Here is a 17,147-nt window from a genome sequence, read left to right on the forward strand (position 1 = left end):
AAGTTTTTTATTTTAAATAGATAATTTTCTTCGATAGAGAAATATCTCCTGTTTTAACCCGGGCAAGATATACACCGGATCCGACCGTTTCGTCCGGTGTCCAAATTAATTCGCTCGCCCCGTCATTGCGAGCCTGCCAGTCGGCGCTTGCCGACCGAAGGGCGTGGCAATCTGTTTCTGATAAAGGCGAGATTGCCGCGTCGGGCGTTGCCCTCCTCGCAATGACGTCTATACGCCGTCCGGCGATGTCGAATATCTCAATTTCTGGATTCCCGCTTTCGTTGGAATGACAATCGACGGAAATATTAACCGCAGAATTGAACGGATTCGGGTAGGCGCCGATATTATATTCTTCCGGTAGATTAGACTGGTCGTCAATTCCAATCGATTCTACATCGCGCACGCAACGGACATAGTTTTCCACACGGATTATATCCCCTTGCGGTCCGTGGCCGTGGACCGGATTGCCCAGCGAATCCACGCCGAGATAAAAATCGAGGGGCGAGCCACTTTTTGGGTCGCTACGCTGCGCGCCCGCACCGTGAACATCGATATAGGAATAATAGGTTCTTCCGGGAAGTTGCATCCAACCTGCGGCACGACCGAAGCAAATATAAGCCGCCGAAGCACCGCCGTAAACCGTCGCGTGAGTTGTGCCGGTCCAGAACCATGGGTAATCTATCGCGCCGGCTTCATTCGTTATAGAGGCGCAATCGAACATCGGGTCGATAGCAGCGCCAGTTGTGCCGGGAGAGCGGCTATAATCGAGAATGCTCTGAAGTCCCTTCGCATTCGGAAGGCGCCAGTCGTCATGGCCTGCCACGGTGAGCGTTTCGGCGTATTCGAGAGCGTCTTCCCAGCTCATACTTCCTGCGCTGTGACCTTTCTGCCACATCAGGCCGGTCGCGCTGTCGGTGAGAGTACCGTCGCCGTTATCCGAAAAATCGTTCAAGCCGTAGTCTGCATTTCCACGTACGCAAATAAGCGTGAAGGTCTTGTCGCCCATCGGCATTGCGGTATCATAACCTTTGATTCGGCCATCGGCGAAGTTCACTCCGAATAGTTTTGGCACACCGGGGATTGTATATTCATTATAAACGTTACTCGATGCGTATTGCGAATCGATAGGTCTTTCGCCCGCCAGAGTGTCGCCGTATGCAAAATCGAAAACATCGTCATCGATGAAGGGCTGCACTGCATCAAGAGAGCCGGTATATCCGCTGATGTCTTGCCCGTTGAACTTTATCAGCGAATACTGTTCTTTAATCGTCGGCACGCGCCAGTCGCTGTATCCGCCGAAGCTTGCAGCATTGAGGACATCCGGGTAGGTCTGAACCTCGGTCCAGGTGAGTTTATCGTCGGCGTCCGTGTCGCCGTCGTCATCGGTGTCCGGGGTTTGTTGCCATGTCAGGCCTGTGACGTTGTCATAGACCGTAAGTCCGTCGCCGCTAATAGTGTAGCTCGGCGCGTTGCCGTCATATTGTGCGTCCTGACCGTAGAATGCCGCGCCGGGGGATGGGGGCGAGATAACGCTCGAATTATCGTAGCACTCCTCCTGCCCGGTATCGACGATTGGGTAAGTGACCGCGAAAGTGGATAAACCTAGGGCTAAAGTTGCGAGAAGTAATATATAGGCATGTCTTAATTTCATCTCATCCTTCTAACGTAAAAAATTTACTTTAAATACACTATTCTCGTCGTAACCTCATTGTCCGCGGCTTTTACCCGCACAAGATATACCCCGGAGGTGATATTTTCGACCGGTTGCCAGATTGCCTTCGTAGGGGCAGGCCCGTGTGCCTGCCCTTGTGGGCGAGCACATGGGGTCGTCCCTACGGAAATATTATCGACCATGCGTCCATTCACATCGAATATCTCTATTTTCGCGCCCGCCGTTGCGGTGATTGATACCGCCGAATTGAACGGATTCGGAAAAACCGAAATTGACAGCTCCTTCGGCAATTCTACAGCCTCTTCGACCGAGACAGACCACATATTCTCCTCTTCCGGTGTAGCTACCGAGCAAATCTGCCACGTCACGCCACCATTTGGGTAGCGGCCCCAGCTGCTATCGGTAGGCATTGCAGTCCAGCTCACGCTATCGCACAGTTGCGCTCCAATGAAATCGGAGCCGGATAACGCAAGCTCCTCGCCACCAGCGGAGAGTTTGAAACTCGTATGCAAATCCCCCTGCTCGGGATCGCTATCCGCCCATACGAGAAGGTAGCCGTCCGAAGGAACCGTCGTCCCGTTCGGAAAACTCCACTTGCGCGGCTCGGTAACATCGTCCGAAACCCACCAATTAGATATATCCACCGTCGTATCGCCGGGGTTGTAGATTTCGAACCAATCGTCGAATTCGCCCATCTCGTCGGCGATAATCGTGTCGTTGTCCGCCATGACCTCGTTTATCAGGACTGCGCCGGAAACATTCACGGGATCGCACGGCCCAATTACCGACGCCAGATAAATCCCCCGGTCATAAATGAAATCGCGCAAACCGGGTATAGTCGAGCTTCCGGGAGGATGTCCGCCACCGCTGACAATATCGTCGTCGAGATTCGTCTCGAAATCGGCGTTTGTGAACATTTTATTATCATCTGCATAAACATAAGGTCGAACCAAATCGGCCACAACCGTGACCCGTGCCGCGAAAGTCGAATATTCGAGGGTCGTTTCGAGAAGCTCGTGAATCGCGCAATCCACAAGGCGCGCGAACGGCGTCCAATCATCGAAAAGCCTTTCCGCTAAAGGCCTATCGGATGACATCCAATCGATAGCCATCGTGCGCATTGCGGATCCGCTCATCCCAAAGCTGAAAACCCCGAAGGCCTCATTGACATCCTGGACGATATATCGTCCGATAGTATCCGAGTCAAAATACAGATAATAATTATGTCCGGTGCCCTGATAGCTGTCGAGGTTCACCAGAAACGTATTCGCGGCCCACATTCTCGCGAAACCGATAGCGTCGAACCATTCATTAATGCCGCCGAAATCCGTATCGCTCGAGTTGTTGAGAAAATTGCAGAATTCGATTAGGTCGGTCCAATCGTCCGCAGTTTCGTTAGTTGCCTTCTCGTAATGCGTTCGATAGGCGGATACCGTCCATCCAAACCATTCGAGAGTGCCGTTGGGGTCGCCCTTATATAGATTGCAGTCGTTCTCGCCAAAGAACCGCGTGAGAGCGTCCTTGTTTATCGGATCGACAGTCGTATAAAATCCCCAGTATTCGTCGTTATAATAAACAACGGACCAGGTCGCCCTCGGACACGGAACGCCGAGACCGTGGAAAATCTCCGTGGCGAGCTTTTCCCGCAGGAACGTCGGGTCTTTGAAACCGTTATTATAGCTAAGGCGCTCGTTACCGCGATAATCCCTGTCCTCGATATATTCGTCGATCTTCAAGTGGAACGGCTTTTTGTTTCCGGGATGGCCATAAGAGCTGTTGCCTTTAAGGCGAATGCCCACGCTGTCGAGCGTATCCACGGCGTCGAAAACGACGCTGCACATGATATATTCCTCGGTAGTGTGCGTCGCATCCAGCGCCGGCCAAAAATCCGGTTCGTCGAAATAGACACGCACCGTATGGACTGTATCGCTGAAAAAATCCGCGAATAGAGGAGATAGAAGCGGCAACCCTATCAATATGAAAATAAGTAGTAATCTATTCTTTCTCGTTTCAATCATCGATCTCTCCTTCTATTGAATTACTTCAGATAAACGATTTTTTCTGTTACAGATTTATTGTCCACATTAAGATTCACAAAATATGTTCCGGAACCAACAGAATCCCCCGGATTCCAAATCACAGAACCGACCTTTACACCCACACTCTTCGAGGCCGGTAATACGATACTCGAAACAAGTCTTCCTGAAATATCGATTACTTTTATATCGAGTGAAACATCGGCTCCGATGCTGGATGAGTATTCGACCTGCATCTTGACCGTCGAATTGAACGGATTCGGATATGCCAACAGCGAAAAGACCTCCGGTAAAACATCATTTGAAACGAATATCGAACCCCAGATATTCTCCGCCCCCGGAGTTGCCTCGACGCATATCTGCCAAGTCGCGCCGCTGTTCGGATAACGGCCGAAACTGCTGTCGGTGGGCATGACCGTCCAACTCACGCTGTCACATAATCCCGTGCCGATAAAATCGGAGCCGGATAGGGCAAGCTCTTCGCCATCTGCGGAGAGTTTGAAGCTCGTGTGCAAATCGCCCTGTTCGGGGTCGCTGTCTGCCCATACGAGAAGGTAGCCGTCCGAAGGAACCGTCGTCCCGTTCGGAAAACTCCACTTGCGCGGCTCGGTAACATCGTCCGAAACCCACCAATTAGATATATCCACCGTCGTATCGCCGGGGTTGTAGATTTCGAACCAGTCGTCGAATTCGCCCATTTCGTCGGCGATTGTCGTGTCGTTATCCGCCATAACCTCGTTTATCAAAATCGCACCGGAAACATCAACCTCATCGCAAGGCCCGATATGACCGGAAATATACAAAGATCGGTCGGCGGTGAAATCGCGCACACCGGGGATAAGTCTCACATGAGGCGGGCTTCCCACTACAATATCGTCATCGAGATTCGCCTCGAAATTGGCGTTAGTATATTGTTTGTTCAAATCGGCATATACAAAGGGACGGACGAGATCGGCGAGTTCAGTCACGCGGGCGTCGAATGTCGTGGCTTCGAGTGTGGTTTCAAGAAGTTCGTGCAGCGCGCAATCCACGAGTCCTCGGAACGGCGGCCAGTTATCGAAAAGCCTCTCGGCAAGCGGTCGCCCGGATGAATCCGGCAGTCCGCCGGAATTATACCAGTCTATAGGCAACTCCCTAAGCTCGGTGGCATCGAAACCATACTTGTTGAAGACTCCGAACGCCAGATTCAGGTCATAGACGATGTATCGTCCGATCGTGTCGTAATCGAAGCATAAAAAATAGTTGCGTCCGAAACCTTGATAGCTGTCGAGGTTCACGAGAAAAGTATTCGCTGCCCACGCACGCGCGAAGCCGACGGCATCGAAACGGTCGCAAATCCCTGCGGCGAAAGTGCTGTCGTCCGTATGGTTGAGGAAATCCAAAAAATCGATAAGGTCGAGCCAATCGTCCGCGCTTTCGTTGGCAGAGATTTGATATCTGCTCATATACGGGGCAACGCCCGGACCGAGCCATTCGAGCGAAGCCAACCTATCGCAATTGTATAGGTTGCCATCGTTATATCCAAAAAAGCGGGTCATTGCCTGTTTGTTCGTCGGATCGACGGTCGAATAGAATCCCCAATATATGTCGTTGTAATAGACTACCGACCAGCTCGCCCTCGGACATGGAACGCCCAAACCGTGGAAAATCTCCGTAGCGAGTTTCTCGCGTATAAATGTCGGATCGTTGTAGCAATTGTTGAACGATATCCGCTCGTTGCCGAGATAATCCATATCGTCGATGTATTCGTCGAATTTTAGGTGAAACGGCTTTTTCCTACCCGGATGGTTATACGAACTGTTGCCTTTAATACGGATACCCACGTTATCGAGCGTATCGATCCCGTCTATCACGACGTCACAGATGATATAATCCCCGGTTTCGTGCGTGGAATCCAGCGTTTCCCAAAAATCCGGGTCGTCGAAATAGACGCGCACGGTGTGGACGGTATCGCCAAAAAAAGACGCCATCAAAGAAAATACAACTATACTTAAAACAAATGTCATTAATATTAATCGCTTCATCCTATTCGCTCCATTATTTATATTTTTATTTCTATGATTTTGACGATTTAAACTGTATAAGGTTTATTTTACCATGAATATTTAAAACACTTTTCTTTTGCATTATTTATGCCATTATCTTATCTATTCTTATCTCTTTACAATACAATCAGTTATATGCTTTTTAGATTAATATATGTTGTTTTATCATTAAATATTGTTACAATATGATAACACTATTAATATTTTTCTCACTATTACATTATTACATATAGTGTTATAGTGTTATAGTTTGCTATAGGTGTTATATAATAATAACACCTGTTCCATCTAACTATATATCTTCATTTAAATCAATATGTTACAACTATTAGAATATAACTCATAGGCTGGCGCGGGAATGGGGAAAACAACAACCAATTTGCATATACCAATAGGCAAGATGGGAGGGGTGGCTTTTTGCGTCCGGGATGGCGAAGAAAAAATAGAAAAAGATAGATCAAAATAAATATGAATAAACCTTCATTTTACAATAATTCAAGGACTTAGCAAAAAGCGTGACAGCCATTTCGTAGGATAAAAAAAGGGCGCCCTTAGGCGCCCTTGAAGCCACTTATGTGGCTATATATTCATTATTTCATCCTCTTTTTTCCTCTTAAGCTCGTCGATCTTATTCGAGTAATCGTCCGTAAACTCCTGTATCTCATCACTTCCACGCTTGGCATTATCCTCGGGAATATCTCCAGACTTCTGGGCTTTCTTTATATGTTCTACTGCATCCCTACGGATGTTGCGAATAGAAACTTTTCCCTCCTCGGCAATCTTGGCGGCAACCTTAGTAAGGTCTTTCCTGCGTTCTTGAGTTAACGCAGGTATTGTAAGACGAATAACATTACCGTCACTCTGTGGCGGAAGATCAATATCCGAAGTGTTAATAGCGCGAACTATGGGATCGATAGCATTCTTGTCCCATGGCTGAATAACAATAAGTCTTGCCTCAGGGATAGCAATCGAAGCTACCTGATTAATGGGCATCTCCGTGCCATAATAATCGACTCTTATCCCTTCAAGGATCGCACTCGATGCCTTGCCGGTGCGAAGTTTAGCTAAATCCTTAGCAATTGCATCCAGCGCCTTTGACATTCTATCCTTTGTTTTTTCTAGTATATTATCGAGCATTTATGCCTCCTTTTTTTCCGCAGACTAAAGTCCCAATGGCATCCCCTGATAGAACACGGGAAAGATTCCCTTTTGTATTTAGATTAAAAACCACTATCGGAAGCCCGTTTTCGGCACAAAGAGCGATGGCCGTGTGATCCATAACACGCAGATCCTTTTCGATAACATCCATATAGCTAATGTGATCAAATTTTATCGCGCTTGAGCTCTTCACAGGATCGCTGTCGAACACTCCATCGACCTTGGTTCCTTTTAAAACAACTTCTGCCCCTATCTCAATAGCTCTCAGAGCTGCAGCTGTGTCTGTCGTGAAATATGGGTTTCCAGTCCCTCCGGCAAGAATGATCACTCGCCCTTTTTCAAGGTGGTGGACAGCGCGCCTCCTGATATAAGGCTCAGCAACTTGATCCATCTTTATTGCTGTGAGGACACGAGTGTGTAATCCCTTTTTTTCAAGAACAACCTGCAAAGCAAGAGCATTAATAGCAGTGGCAAGCATTCCCATATAATCGCCAGCCGCTCTGTCGAAACCGAGTTCGGTACCGGCAAGCCCACGAAAAATATTACCCCCACCAACAACAAGGCCAATTTCGGCTCCAGTTGATTTCGCTACAACTATCTCATCTGCAAGCTCGGAAATTCTCCCCGAACCTATACCATAGTTTCCTTTGCCCTGTAATCCTTCTCCGGATATTTTGAGCAAAACCCTTTTATACTTTGTTTCCATAATTTAAAAAAAACGGAGTCTATTCCCCAATCTTAAAACGCGCGAAACTGCCCAACTGTATATTTTCGCCAAGTTTTCCAATAATCTCTTGGAGCACAGTCTCGATCTTTTTATTTGAATCCTTTATTGAAGCCTGACGTAAAAGAACTACCTGATCGTAGAACTTCTCTATTTTACCGTTAACAATCCTATCGAACATAGCTTCAGGTTTGCCTGTAGCGCGCGCTTGCTCAGTATATATTTCGCGCTCTTTCTCGATAATTTTCGGATCGATTTGTTCCACTGAAACGGCCAGAGGATCCTCAGCCGCTATCTGCATAGCTATATCGTTACAGAAACCAATAAAATCCTCGGTTCGGGCAACAAAATCCGTTTCACAGAATACCTCGAGAAGGACTCCAAGTTTCGATCCCTGATGTATATAAGCGTGTATCCTGCCTTCATTTGCCTCTCTACCGAGTTTCTTTGCGGCTTTTGCAATCCCTGATTTGCGTAAGTTTTCAACCGCTTTTTCGACATCGCCACCGCTCTTGACAAGAGCATTTTTACAGTCCATCATACCTGCACCGGTCATCTTACGTAGCGTTTGAACTTGTTTCGCATCTATATTGCTCATTTCTTCCCTTTCGTGAACTTCCTTGGATTATTACTCTAAGGATAAGCTATTTGCCTTGATTTTCTTGATTATTAATAGCTTCGGGTGTCATTTCTTTGCTTCGCCGCTTTCGGCAATTCGAGATTCCTCATCTATACGCTCGAGTAACTGGCTTCCAGAAAGTCCATCGCGAACAGCATCGGCAATAGCTCCAGCAATAAGCTTTATGGACTTAATTGCATCGTCGTTGGCAGGAATGGGATAATCGATGTCTTCAGGATCGGTGTTCGTATCACAAATAGCAACTATAGGAATATGTAGTTTTTTGGCTTCACGAATAGGTATCTCTTCCTTTTTAGCGTCCACGATGAAGAGTAAATTGGGAGTCCTGTCCATATCGCTTATTCCACCAAGAACCTTAAACAATCTCCCATAATCCTTTTCAAGCTCAAGAACTTCCTTTTTAGTTAGCATATCGAAAGTTCCGTCTTCGCGTTGTTTTTCAATTTGTTTCATTCTATCCACGGAAGATCGAATAGTGCGGAAATTGGTAAGCATCCCACCTAGCCAGCGTTCTGAGACATAATACATACCACAACGCTCTGCTTCTTCCTTCATTATACTCTTAGCTTGTTTCTTCGTTCCAACAAAAAGGATGGTGCCATTATTGGAGACAGTCCTTCGGACTACCTCATATGCTTCGAGCAGACAGAACAAGGTTTTTTTCAGATCGATAAGGTGAATGCCATTTTTATGGCCAAAGATGAATTTCCCCATCTTGGGGTGCCAACGGGAGGTTTGATGGCCGAAGTGAGCACCTGCATCTAGCAGATCCTCAAGGGTCACATTAGGAAGCATTGTTTACTCCTTTTTGGGGTTAGACGACGGTCGCAAGCTTTGTTATCCGGTGCCCAATAATGGGACCCCTCCGGTGGCTTACAACTTATTAATAAAGTCCTTTATCTCTTCGAGAATTGGAAACGCTTGCGCGCCTTCGGACGACCATACTTTTTACGCTCGACCTTACGAGCATCTCTTGTAAGATACCCCCCTTTTTTAAGAGCAGATCTGAGTTCCGGATCGAATTTAATAAGAGCTCTGGCGATGCCGAGTCTAATTGCACCAGCCTGCCCTCTGATTCCGCCGCCTTTTGTCAAGCATTCAACAGTGACTGTATCCTCCATATCGACTGTGCGAAGCGGTTCTAACATGTGTATAACAAGGTCTTCTCTGCAGAAAAACTCCGTGGGGGTTTTACCATTAACAATCTGGGATTTCTTAGATTGTGGTTTTATCCAGACACGGGCAATTGAACCTTTGCGTTTTCCGGTGGCATATATTCCGTTCTTCAAGGATGCTCCTTTAGCTATTCTATTGTGAGCGCTGTAGGTTGTTGTGCGATGTGCGGGTGCTCGGGACCGGCATAGACATGGAGTTTCTTAAAAAGCCTTCTTCCAAGACGATTTTTCGGTAACATGCCTTTAACAGCGTGCTCGATAAGTCGTTCGGGATTCTTTTCAAGAACTTCTCCCCATTTTTTCTCGCGTTGACCACCCGGATAACCGCTAAAGCTCTTATGCACATTCATTTCGAGCTTTTTACCTGTAACCCGAATCTTATCTGCATTAATTACAATAACATGGTCACCGGTATCAAGATGGGGTGTATAAATGGGTTTTTCCTTACCGCGAATAATTCGTGCAACTTTGGTTGCCATACGCCCCAGGATAAGCCCATCGGCGTCTATGACCCACCACTTATGGTCGATCGCTTCCTTCTTTGGTGTAAGCGATTTCATCGTTTAACCTCTTTTTAAAAAACTCAAATTAACTCCTAAGAGCGATAGAACTATAGCATTCTCTCGCAAAACAAGCCATAATTTATTGAATAATCGAGACAAGTCAAGCTAAAAAAGTCTCAGGCATAAAAAAAAATAGGGTTTTTCAGAAAAAAATCACTTATTAAATTTGCCATTTTAAGGTGTTGCTTCTGTTTAAATAAGTTGTGACTATTAATGCGAAATTTAGATCCTAAGTGTTTCTTGTTTCCAATAATATTTGATTGCTAGCAAAATATCGATTGTGGTCACTGAAAAATTCCATTACAACTAAGAATTGCAAAAACAAACCGAAGTCAAACCTATCAAATCAGCAAAACAATTTCTACTTTCGTAAAATGCCGGGGGGCATCGCATTTCTTCATCGAATGGAAAGCTCGCTTTCCATTCGATGAAGAAATAAGCGTGAGGCTGGAGCAAATAGGTTGTGAATAAACCAAAAAAAAGACCAGCCTCACGCCGCCTTCGAGACCGAAGGTCGAGAAGGTCGATGCCCCCCGGCGGCTTGGAAAATGGGCCACTAATTACATTCGGTATTAGCGGAAGCGCATAAAATTATCCTTGCTATCTTCGGCTCTGTGCTTAATTTGAGTCATTATGAAACTATATTCAAGAAGACTCGAATCGTTCCTCGCCTATCCTTTTGCAGAGATTGATAAAGCTAAGCGAGAAGCCGCTAAACGAATGCGCATTGTCGATTTTGGTGTCGGTGATCCTGATATTCAAACATACAAGGATATTCAGGGAGCACTCGTAGCTGGACTCGTAGCGGGTGAAGCACATAAATACCCTAGTTATTGCGGAGAGGAAAATTTCAGACGCTCGGCGGCAACCTATATCCTCAATCGCTGGAGAGTTAAACTTAACCCGGATAACGAGATATTAGCCCTTATAGGCTCGAAAGAAGGAGTAGCACATCTTCCGCTAGCCATACTTAATCCGGGAGATATCGCATGTTACCCCGATCCGGGATACCCTGTTTATAAAGCAGGCATAGTTTTCGCTGGCGCTAAAGCAATTCCAATAAGGCTTAGCGAGAAAAATGGCTTTCTCCCTTCTCTCGATGAAATACCTCCAAAAACAAAGCTTGTCTGGTTAAACTATCCAAACAACCCAACAGCGCAAACCGCACCAGAGGCATTCTGGGTAGAGGCCATCGAACACGCAAGAAAAAACGGATATCTTCTTGTTAACGATGCCGCTTATTCCGAAATTTTTTCAGGTGAAAAACCCTCCGGGCCACTAGCAGTAGGCGGTAAAGATGTTGCTCTCGAGATTCATTCACTTAGCAAACCGTTTTCAATGTGCGGTTGGCGTGTTGGATTTGCAGCTGGTAACGCCGATGCGATAGCGGCTCTCGGTGCATTAAAAAAGAACATCGACTCAGGTGTTTTCCGTCCAATTCAGGATGCCGCACGAGCTGCTCTCGATAATTTTGACAGCTTCATTCCACCGGTAAGAAAAATATACAATAAACGAGTAGCAACTTTAAGAGAGGCTCTTGTTTCCCTTGGATGGAAAGTGTATCCGAGCAAAGCAACTTTTTATATATGGACGAAGGTGCCTACAAAAGAAACCAGTGCAGAGTTCTCAAAGCGCCTCATCGACGAATGCGGTGTCGTTACGCTCCCTGGATCTGCTATGGGAAATGGTGGCGAGGGCTATATTCGATTTTCACTCACAATCCCAGATTATGATATAGAGCTGGGAATAGAACGCTTGAGAGAATTGAAGTTATGAGAAAGGTCTTTCTTCTAATTTGTTTTGCCTTTATCGCCGCTTTACCTATTTATGGTGGGGTAAATCGCGATTCGCTTCAAGCAGCCGTTGCTGAAGAACTTCAGGATAAAATATTTCGCGGTGAGATACTAATTCATTTCCCGCTTGTCGTTTTCCCATTGGATTCAGCCGGCGGCGATGTAGCCTGGATACCTATACCGGAAATGGGTTTTCGCTTCACTCCAACCATTTCATTTCGTGGAGGTTGGTTCGCTTTCCCTATCAGACTGATGGGCATGTTCCCTTTCACCGACGATTGGGTGGCTCTCGGCGATGCTTCCGTTTCCTTTGAGGCACATATCCCTCCGGTTCATGCCGGAGTTCATTATAGATTCATGCGTGGTAAGGTGTATCCTGTTAAAGGAGAAGGATATGCCCATATCACCGGTATCGACCTAGGAATACCCATCGAAGGATTATCGGGCACGGGTGTTTCTCTAGACTGGATAACCTATGCCAAACTCGAAATTGGCAGAACATATCAACAAAGCGGCATATCTTGGGACTATTATGACGGGAATGTCCTAACTCTATCACCATATTGGACATTCTCCCCCGGTGACTATGGCGAAATCACTCTTGCCTATCGTTTCCCGCTTTTACAGACATTCAAGGGCTACGACGATGAAACTCAAGCGACTTATGATGTCGGTAAAGGGAGTTTTTCAATGGTCGAGTTCAGATATGTCTATCCATAACCGAAAGATAAAAAAATCCGCAAACCGTTTAATTTTACTTCTGCTGATTCTAACATTTATCTCCCTTTCATGTAAATCGACTGAGCAAAAGAGCCATTCGAACATATGTATCGACTGCCCATGGATAGAGCAACAACCCAAATTAAAATTGTTCGCAGTTGGCGACATGATGTTCGCGCGAGGAGTGGCCAGACATATCGATACTACAAATTATTATAGGCCTTTAAGTTCTGTTATTCACTCATTAGAGTCAGCCGATATTTTAACAGGAAATCTTGAAAGCCCAATAAGCAATATCGGAGCGGCAATAGATAAAAAATATGTTTTTAGGGCGGATACCGAAATGATTGCTGTCCTCGAAGATGCCGGTTTCGACGTTCTAAATATCGCTAACAATCACGCTTTTGATTACGGACTCTCTTGCTTTTGCGATTGTCTCGATAGATTCGAGCACTCCAATATCAAACTAGTTGGAGGAGGACGAAACCTCGCCGAATCACTCGAGCCAAAATTCATCAATGTAAAAGGAATCAGATTGGGTTTTCTCGGTTTTAACGATACCCGAACAAACTACATAGGAAAAAATAAACCCTCATGTGCCCCAGCACACGATCCGTTCGTGTTCGAGGCAATATCCAAAACAAAAATGAATTGCGATATATTGATTGTCAATATTCACTGGGGCGAAGAGTATTTCCTTTATCCAACCGAAAGGCAAATCGCTCTCGGCCATGCTCTAGTCGATTCTGGAGTAGATGTCGTTCTCGGACATCATTCGCATTCCTGGCAAGCAGTCGAGTTCTATGGCGACCGTCTGATTGCCTACTCTCTGGGTAATTTTGTCTTCGATCAGCGCGATTTGATGAATAATCTCACCGGAATACTCGAAATCGAATTTGAAGGCAATAAAATCGAACATGTAAAAATCTCGCCCGTCGAACTCCTCACAACACCAAAACAACCGCGTCCGGCAACATCGCCCTATAAAAACATCTATTTCGGTTATCTTCAAGAATGCCAACTCAAATTCTCCACCGAAGTAAATTGGGCAAATGAAACCGAAAACAAGATCGATGTGAAACCTAGATAATTTGTGACAAAAAAAGCGCGAACTGGAACAAAAGACGCTGGCGCGTGAGAAAGGGGTTGGCGCAAAATTTGCCTGAATTGCAAATTTCGTGACAGCGTTCATACGACTCGACAAACATTATTTGAAGCTAGCCACTAGTCTTCCAGGAAATCCTCATAACTATTCTACTTGTTTCGCAAGGCAGTAGGATTGCTAGATAAAATAGAATATTTATTAGCAAACAATTATTGCCACAGACTATACTGAAAGCCGATTTGAAGATAAAGATGCTCCCTAATTCAAAATAAAATTTTAGAAAAATATCTTGACAATAACGGAAACATAAATATTCTACTTAACTTGTAAGCGCCGCAAATCGGTGCCATATTTATTTGGATAATTGTTATTTATGGAGGAGATAAATGCCAAGACGCAGAAGACCCCAAAAAAGGACAATCGAACCTGATTTCAAGTATGATTCTAAACTTGTAGCCAAGTTTATCAATTACATCATGCTTCAAGGTAAAAAATCTACCTCACAAAACATCGTTTATGATGCTTTCGATATTATCGAAGAGCGTACCCAACAAAAAGGTATAGATGTTTTTGAAAAAGCAGTAGAGAATAGCCGCCCTCAGCTAACCGTCAAACCAAGGCGTGTCGGAGGTGCAACATATCAAGTTCCGATTGAAGTGCCCGAAGGTAGGCAAATAACACTTGCTCTTAAATGGCTTATACAATTTTCCCGTGCCCGTGGAGACCACGGCATGTCAAGGAAGCTCGCTAATGAATTGATCGCAGCCTCGGAAAACGAGGGAGGAGCGGTCAAGAAGAAGGTCGATACCCACAAAATGGCAAAAGCGAATAGAGCTTTTGCACATTATCGTTGGTAAGACACTTTTTCCGAAATTAGTTTCGTAAAAAGCGATCTAGTTTAAATAGCGCCTTTCGGGGTGCTATTTTTTTATCTCGTTTTTTTGCTGGATTTCGTCCATTTTAATCTTTAGTATAATCGACAATAACCAAACGGTCATGGTGGAGAAACTATGAACTTAACAGGTATTATTAAAAACTTAGAGAAAACGAAAACCGATAGAGAATTCAGGTTAGATGTAATTCTCAAAAACATTATCGGAATAGACAAGATTCACCCAAAGACGAAAAATAGGCAAGTTTCAATCATCAGAGCCTTTTCGAAATTCGCACCAGATCCTTGCAAGGGAGACCTTATAGTTCTGAGCGAAAAGGAGACGAAGGAATTTTATCAAGACCTTTCAAAATCGAATATAATCGGGCAAAAAGAAATTGGAAAAGTTTCCGCTGAACCAGATGATTTCAATTTTGATGGTTATTCCGAGATTCGTTTGTCTAATAGCATTGTATCGCTGTTTATTTCCCCGCGCCGGGGAGGTTCGATATATAAAGTATCGACCCCATACGCAAGCGATCTTATTGACGATCTTGTTATCAACGGAATACGCGGACAGGTCGAAACCGGGATTCGGTTAGCTGGAAACGGTGATTTCAAACCGGAAAAGGAGAAATTCAAGCTTCTTGACCTAAATGCGAAAGCGAGTTTTAACGGCAAAAAAAGGGCAGTCCGCATGCGCGCAAAATCGGCGGGATTGAAAATCGACTTGGCGATTCAGCTGACCCAAAATTCACCCATTATCGAACTCGATTATCTGATCAGCAACTTTGATAAAAAGGGTAAAGGGAAGGATTTAGCCCCAAGTTTAAGGCTTAGCTCACTGGCGGTGGGCGAAAAACTCGCTGGCACAATTTTAATTGACTCAAACGGCGAGACATATAGGTTTTATTGTCCTGAATCGATCCCCCCATGGGCGTGGCGCGAAGATTGGGTTTCGTATTCCGGCAATATCCACTTTGATAACAGCGGCTTTGTGGCTATAAGACACTCCAAAAAAAGAAACGGCCTTCTGCTTTCCTTCGAAAGCAAAAAAACCTCGAGGTTATGGGCTATGATCGAGGCTCTGTTGCCAAATGTAAGGATATACAGTAAAAAAAAGCAGTTAATGAAGAACAAAACTTCAAGGTTTTCCTATAAGTTAATCCCCTTCGATAACCTCATTATCGCCAATGGAATCGGACTGGCTTACGTCAGGGGACATCATGATCTCTTTATCTTTGCGGTAGGGAAACTTCATAACGAAATATCCGCCGAAACTTCCGAGGGCAACATTAAACTCGATATGGTAAAAGTAGGAGATAATCTAGCTTGTGCAACTGTGCCAATAGAAACAAAAGCCATTATATTGCCTGACAAAAATCTCACACTCGAGGTTAACAATGAATAACATGAAAATCAATAAGATCACTGCGGGAATAGACTGGGAAATCCCTTTGGTTGATAAGTTTTCCGGTAAGAGTGCAGGAAAAGACAAGATTGCAAAATTAGTTGAAAAGGCCCTAATTATTGCCCCGGAGCTCGAGATCGGTGAAGATATAGATCTTGTAGAAATCCGTGTCGGTATGGCAACCTCCTACTCCGAGCTGCGAGATAAGACAGAACGGGCATTTCAGCTCACAGAGAAACTCGCCACCGAACTGAAGGCAATACTCGTTCCCATGGGTTACCGTGAGGCTGACCATAATCCCGCAGGAGGGCATGTGCATTTTGGCTCTATCGAAAGCTTCGAGCAGGCTGCTATAATATATAACCGAATTATGCCCTTCACTCCGGCATTTGTGGCACTAGCTTCTTCGAGTCCGAGTCTCGATGGCAACTTTAAGAGCTATCGGGTTAAACTCGATGCTTGCGGATGCTCTCAACCTATGACATTGATTGATCCCGAATTAAGCTATGGGCATTGGGGGAGCGATATTTGCATAAAATATCCCGATAAAGCTACAGTCGAACTTCGCTCGAACGACAGTCAGCCCGATCCTCAAACTATGTGCCAAATAGCCACACTATATATAGGGCTCTGTGCTGCGCTTCTCGATAGTGACACTGTGCCTTTCGAACCAAACCTAATAGATTACGGCGTGAATAGGCTAAATGCCTGTATCAACGGAATGCAAGCGACATTCAGATTGAAGGGGAAGATGATCGGGATTTCAGAGATAGTGAGAGAATATATTCTCCCTATGGCTGCAAAGGGTCTTCGAAATTGGGGATTGCCCGATAACGGTTTTTCTCAAATCGAGTCCATGTGCGAAAAGCGGATTTCCCCAGCTGATTGGATTTCTGAGCTCACTAGCGGTATTAGAGACCCATGGATGTTCATCGGTGAGATGACACGTATATATTCGCGTGGGTCCAGTTTCGGGAAATGGCTAGAAACCGCTGAAACTCGGCAAGAAAAAGCCTTCACTGAACCGGAAGAAATCCTGCTGGGTTCACTCGGCGTGAATACTCCATTATGCTTTGCTTTTCAATCTCTACCTTGGCCGAGAACTCACACAGAGAGACTCGCAGATAAACTAGTCGAGAAGGGACTTATAAGAAAACACCTCGGGAAGAAAAATGAAATCCTTCTCGATAGGATAGACCTTTTAGAAAAATATCCTGACTAAAGGCAAACTGGA

Annotated in this window: 15 protein-coding genes; 6 read left to right on the plus strand and 9 right to left on the minus strand. The window is 45.3% G+C overall.

The annotated features are described in order from the left end of the window. Positions 1 to 7 precede the first annotated feature (7 nt). From KAH81_03935 to rplM, 9 genes are all read right to left on the minus strand, one after another. Positions 8 to 1,651, minus strand: a complete 1,644-nt coding sequence (locus KAH81_03935; GenBank protein ID MCK5832803.1) for a DUF1566 domain-containing protein — start codon at positions 1,649 to 1,651, stop codon at positions 8 to 10. A gap of 23 nt (positions 1,652 to 1,674) precedes the next feature. Then, complete coding sequence (locus KAH81_03940) at positions 1,675 to 3,690, minus strand: CotH kinase family protein (protein MCK5832804.1); 2,016 nt, start codon at positions 3,688 to 3,690, stop codon at positions 1,675 to 1,677. Between the two features lie 20 nt (positions 3,691 to 3,710). Next, positions 3,711 to 5,732, minus strand: coding sequence for a CotH kinase family protein (locus tag KAH81_03945; GenBank protein MCK5832805.1), 2,022 nt, complete (start codon positions 5,730 to 5,732; stop codon positions 3,711 to 3,713). A 600-nt stretch (positions 5,733 to 6,332) separates the two neighbouring features. Next, positions 6,333 to 6,890, minus strand: coding sequence for a ribosome recycling factor (gene frr / locus KAH81_03950; protein ID MCK5832806.1), 558 nt, complete (start codon positions 6,888 to 6,890; stop codon positions 6,333 to 6,335). Continuing rightward, positions 6,880 to 7,620, minus strand: a complete 741-nt coding sequence (locus KAH81_03955) for a UMP kinase (protein ID MCK5832807.1) — start codon at positions 7,618 to 7,620, stop codon at positions 6,880 to 6,882. Before KAH81_03955 ends, frr begins: the two co-directional genes overlap by 11 nt. Positions 7,621 to 7,636: 16 nt before the next feature. After that, entirely contained in the window at positions 7,637 to 8,233 is a 597-nt protein-coding gene (tsf, locus tag KAH81_03960) for a translation elongation factor Ts (GenBank protein MCK5832808.1), read from the minus strand. A gap of 87 nt (positions 8,234 to 8,320) precedes the next feature. After that, positions 8,321 to 9,070 carry a 30S ribosomal protein S2 gene (gene rpsB / locus KAH81_03965; protein MCK5832809.1) on the minus strand — a complete coding sequence of 250 codons (750 nt, stop codon included), beginning with the start codon at positions 9,068 to 9,070 and terminating at the stop codon, positions 8,321 to 8,323. A gap of 101 nt (positions 9,071 to 9,171) precedes the next feature. Then, positions 9,172 to 9,582, minus strand: a complete 411-nt coding sequence (gene rpsI, locus KAH81_03970; GenBank protein ID MCK5832810.1) for a 30S ribosomal protein S9 — start codon at positions 9,580 to 9,582, stop codon at positions 9,172 to 9,174. Beyond that, positions 9,579 to 10,010: a 50S ribosomal protein L13 gene (gene rplM / locus KAH81_03975; GenBank protein ID MCK5832811.1), complete on the minus strand. Its 432-nt coding sequence runs from the start codon at positions 10,008 to 10,010 to the stop codon at positions 9,579 to 9,581. The genes rpsI and rplM overlap by 4 nt, the downstream gene beginning before the upstream one ends. Before the next feature lie 636 nt (positions 10,011 to 10,646). Between rplM and KAH81_03980 the strand changes: the two genes are divergently transcribed. The 6 genes from KAH81_03980 (at position 10,647) to KAH81_04005 (ending at position 17,135) form a co-directional block, all read left to right on the plus strand. Next, positions 10,647 to 11,789 (plus strand): aminotransferase class I/II-fold pyridoxal phosphate-dependent enzyme, encoded by a 1,143-nt coding sequence (locus tag KAH81_03980; GenBank protein MCK5832812.1) that lies wholly within the window; start codon positions 10,647 to 10,649, stop codon positions 11,787 to 11,789. Next, complete coding sequence (locus tag KAH81_03985; protein ID MCK5832813.1) at positions 11,786 to 12,526, plus strand: hypothetical protein; 741 nt, start codon at positions 11,786 to 11,788, stop codon at positions 12,524 to 12,526. The genes KAH81_03980 and KAH81_03985 overlap by 4 nt, the downstream gene beginning before the upstream one ends. Beyond that, entirely contained in the window at positions 12,513 to 13,616 is a 1,104-nt protein-coding gene (locus KAH81_03990) for a CapA family protein (GenBank protein ID MCK5832814.1), read from the plus strand. Before KAH81_03985 ends, KAH81_03990 begins: the two co-directional genes overlap by 14 nt. Positions 13,617 to 14,017: 401 nt before the next feature. After that, the gene (gene rpsG / locus KAH81_03995; protein ID MCK5832815.1) at positions 14,018 to 14,488 is read left to right on the plus strand and encodes a 30S ribosomal protein S7; all 471 of its coding nucleotides are present in this window, start codon (positions 14,018 to 14,020) and stop codon (positions 14,486 to 14,488) included. Positions 14,489 to 14,641: 153 nt separating this feature from the next. Beyond that, on the plus strand, positions 14,642 to 15,913 hold the full coding sequence (locus KAH81_04000) for a DUF1926 domain-containing protein (protein MCK5832816.1): 1,272 nt from the start codon (positions 14,642 to 14,644) through the stop codon (positions 15,911 to 15,913). After that, a complete protein-coding gene (locus KAH81_04005) occupies positions 15,906 to 17,135 on the plus strand; it encodes a hypothetical protein (protein ID MCK5832817.1) in 1,230 nt (409 codons plus the stop codon). The genes KAH81_04000 and KAH81_04005 overlap by 8 nt, the downstream gene beginning before the upstream one ends. The last annotated feature ends 12 nt before the right edge of the window (positions 17,136 to 17,147 follow it).

It is taken from the genome of bacterium, assembly GCA_023145965.1.
Classification (GTDB): Bacteria; UBP14; UBA6098; order UBA6098; family UBA6098; genus UBA6098.

Excerpts from the sequence above, each read along its gene's own strand:
- tsf (MCK5832808.1), bottom strand. The coding sequence starts at position 8,233 with ATGAGCAATATAGATGCGAAACAAGTTCAAACGCTACGTAAGATGACC.
- rpsG (MCK5832815.1), top strand. The coding sequence starts at position 14,018 with ATGCCAAGACGCAGAAGACCCCAAAAAAGGACAATCGAACCTGATTTC.
- KAH81_03945 (MCK5832805.1), bottom strand. The coding sequence starts at position 5,732 with ATGAAGCGATTAATATTAATGACATTTGTTTTAAGTATAGTTGTATTT.
- KAH81_03985 (MCK5832813.1), top strand. The coding sequence starts at position 11,786 with ATGAGAAAGGTCTTTCTTCTAATTTGTTTTGCCTTTATCGCCGCTTTA.
- KAH81_03980 (MCK5832812.1), top strand. The coding sequence starts at position 10,647 with ATGAAACTATATTCAAGAAGACTCGAATCGTTCCTCGCCTATCCTTTT.
- frr (MCK5832806.1), bottom strand. The coding sequence starts at position 6,890 with ATGCTCGATAATATACTAGAAAAAACAAAGGATAGAATGTCAAAGGCG.
- KAH81_03935 (MCK5832803.1), bottom strand. The coding sequence starts at position 1,651 with ATGAAATTAAGACATGCCTATATATTACTTCTCGCAACTTTAGCCCTA.
- KAH81_03990 (MCK5832814.1), top strand. The coding sequence starts at position 12,513 with ATGTCTATCCATAACCGAAAGATAAAAAAATCCGCAAACCGTTTAATT.
- rplM (MCK5832811.1), bottom strand. The coding sequence starts at position 10,010 with ATGAAATCGCTTACACCAAAGAAGGAAGCGATCGACCATAAGTGGTGG.
- KAH81_04005 (MCK5832817.1), top strand. The coding sequence starts at position 15,906 with ATGAATAACATGAAAATCAATAAGATCACTGCGGGAATAGACTGGGAA.
- rpsB (MCK5832809.1), bottom strand. The coding sequence starts at position 9,070 with ATGCTTCCTAATGTGACCCTTGAGGATCTGCTAGATGCAGGTGCTCAC.
- KAH81_03940 (MCK5832804.1), bottom strand. The coding sequence starts at position 3,690 with ATGATTGAAACGAGAAAGAATAGATTACTACTTATTTTCATATTGATA.
- KAH81_04000 (MCK5832816.1), top strand. The coding sequence starts at position 14,642 with ATGAACTTAACAGGTATTATTAAAAACTTAGAGAAAACGAAAACCGAT.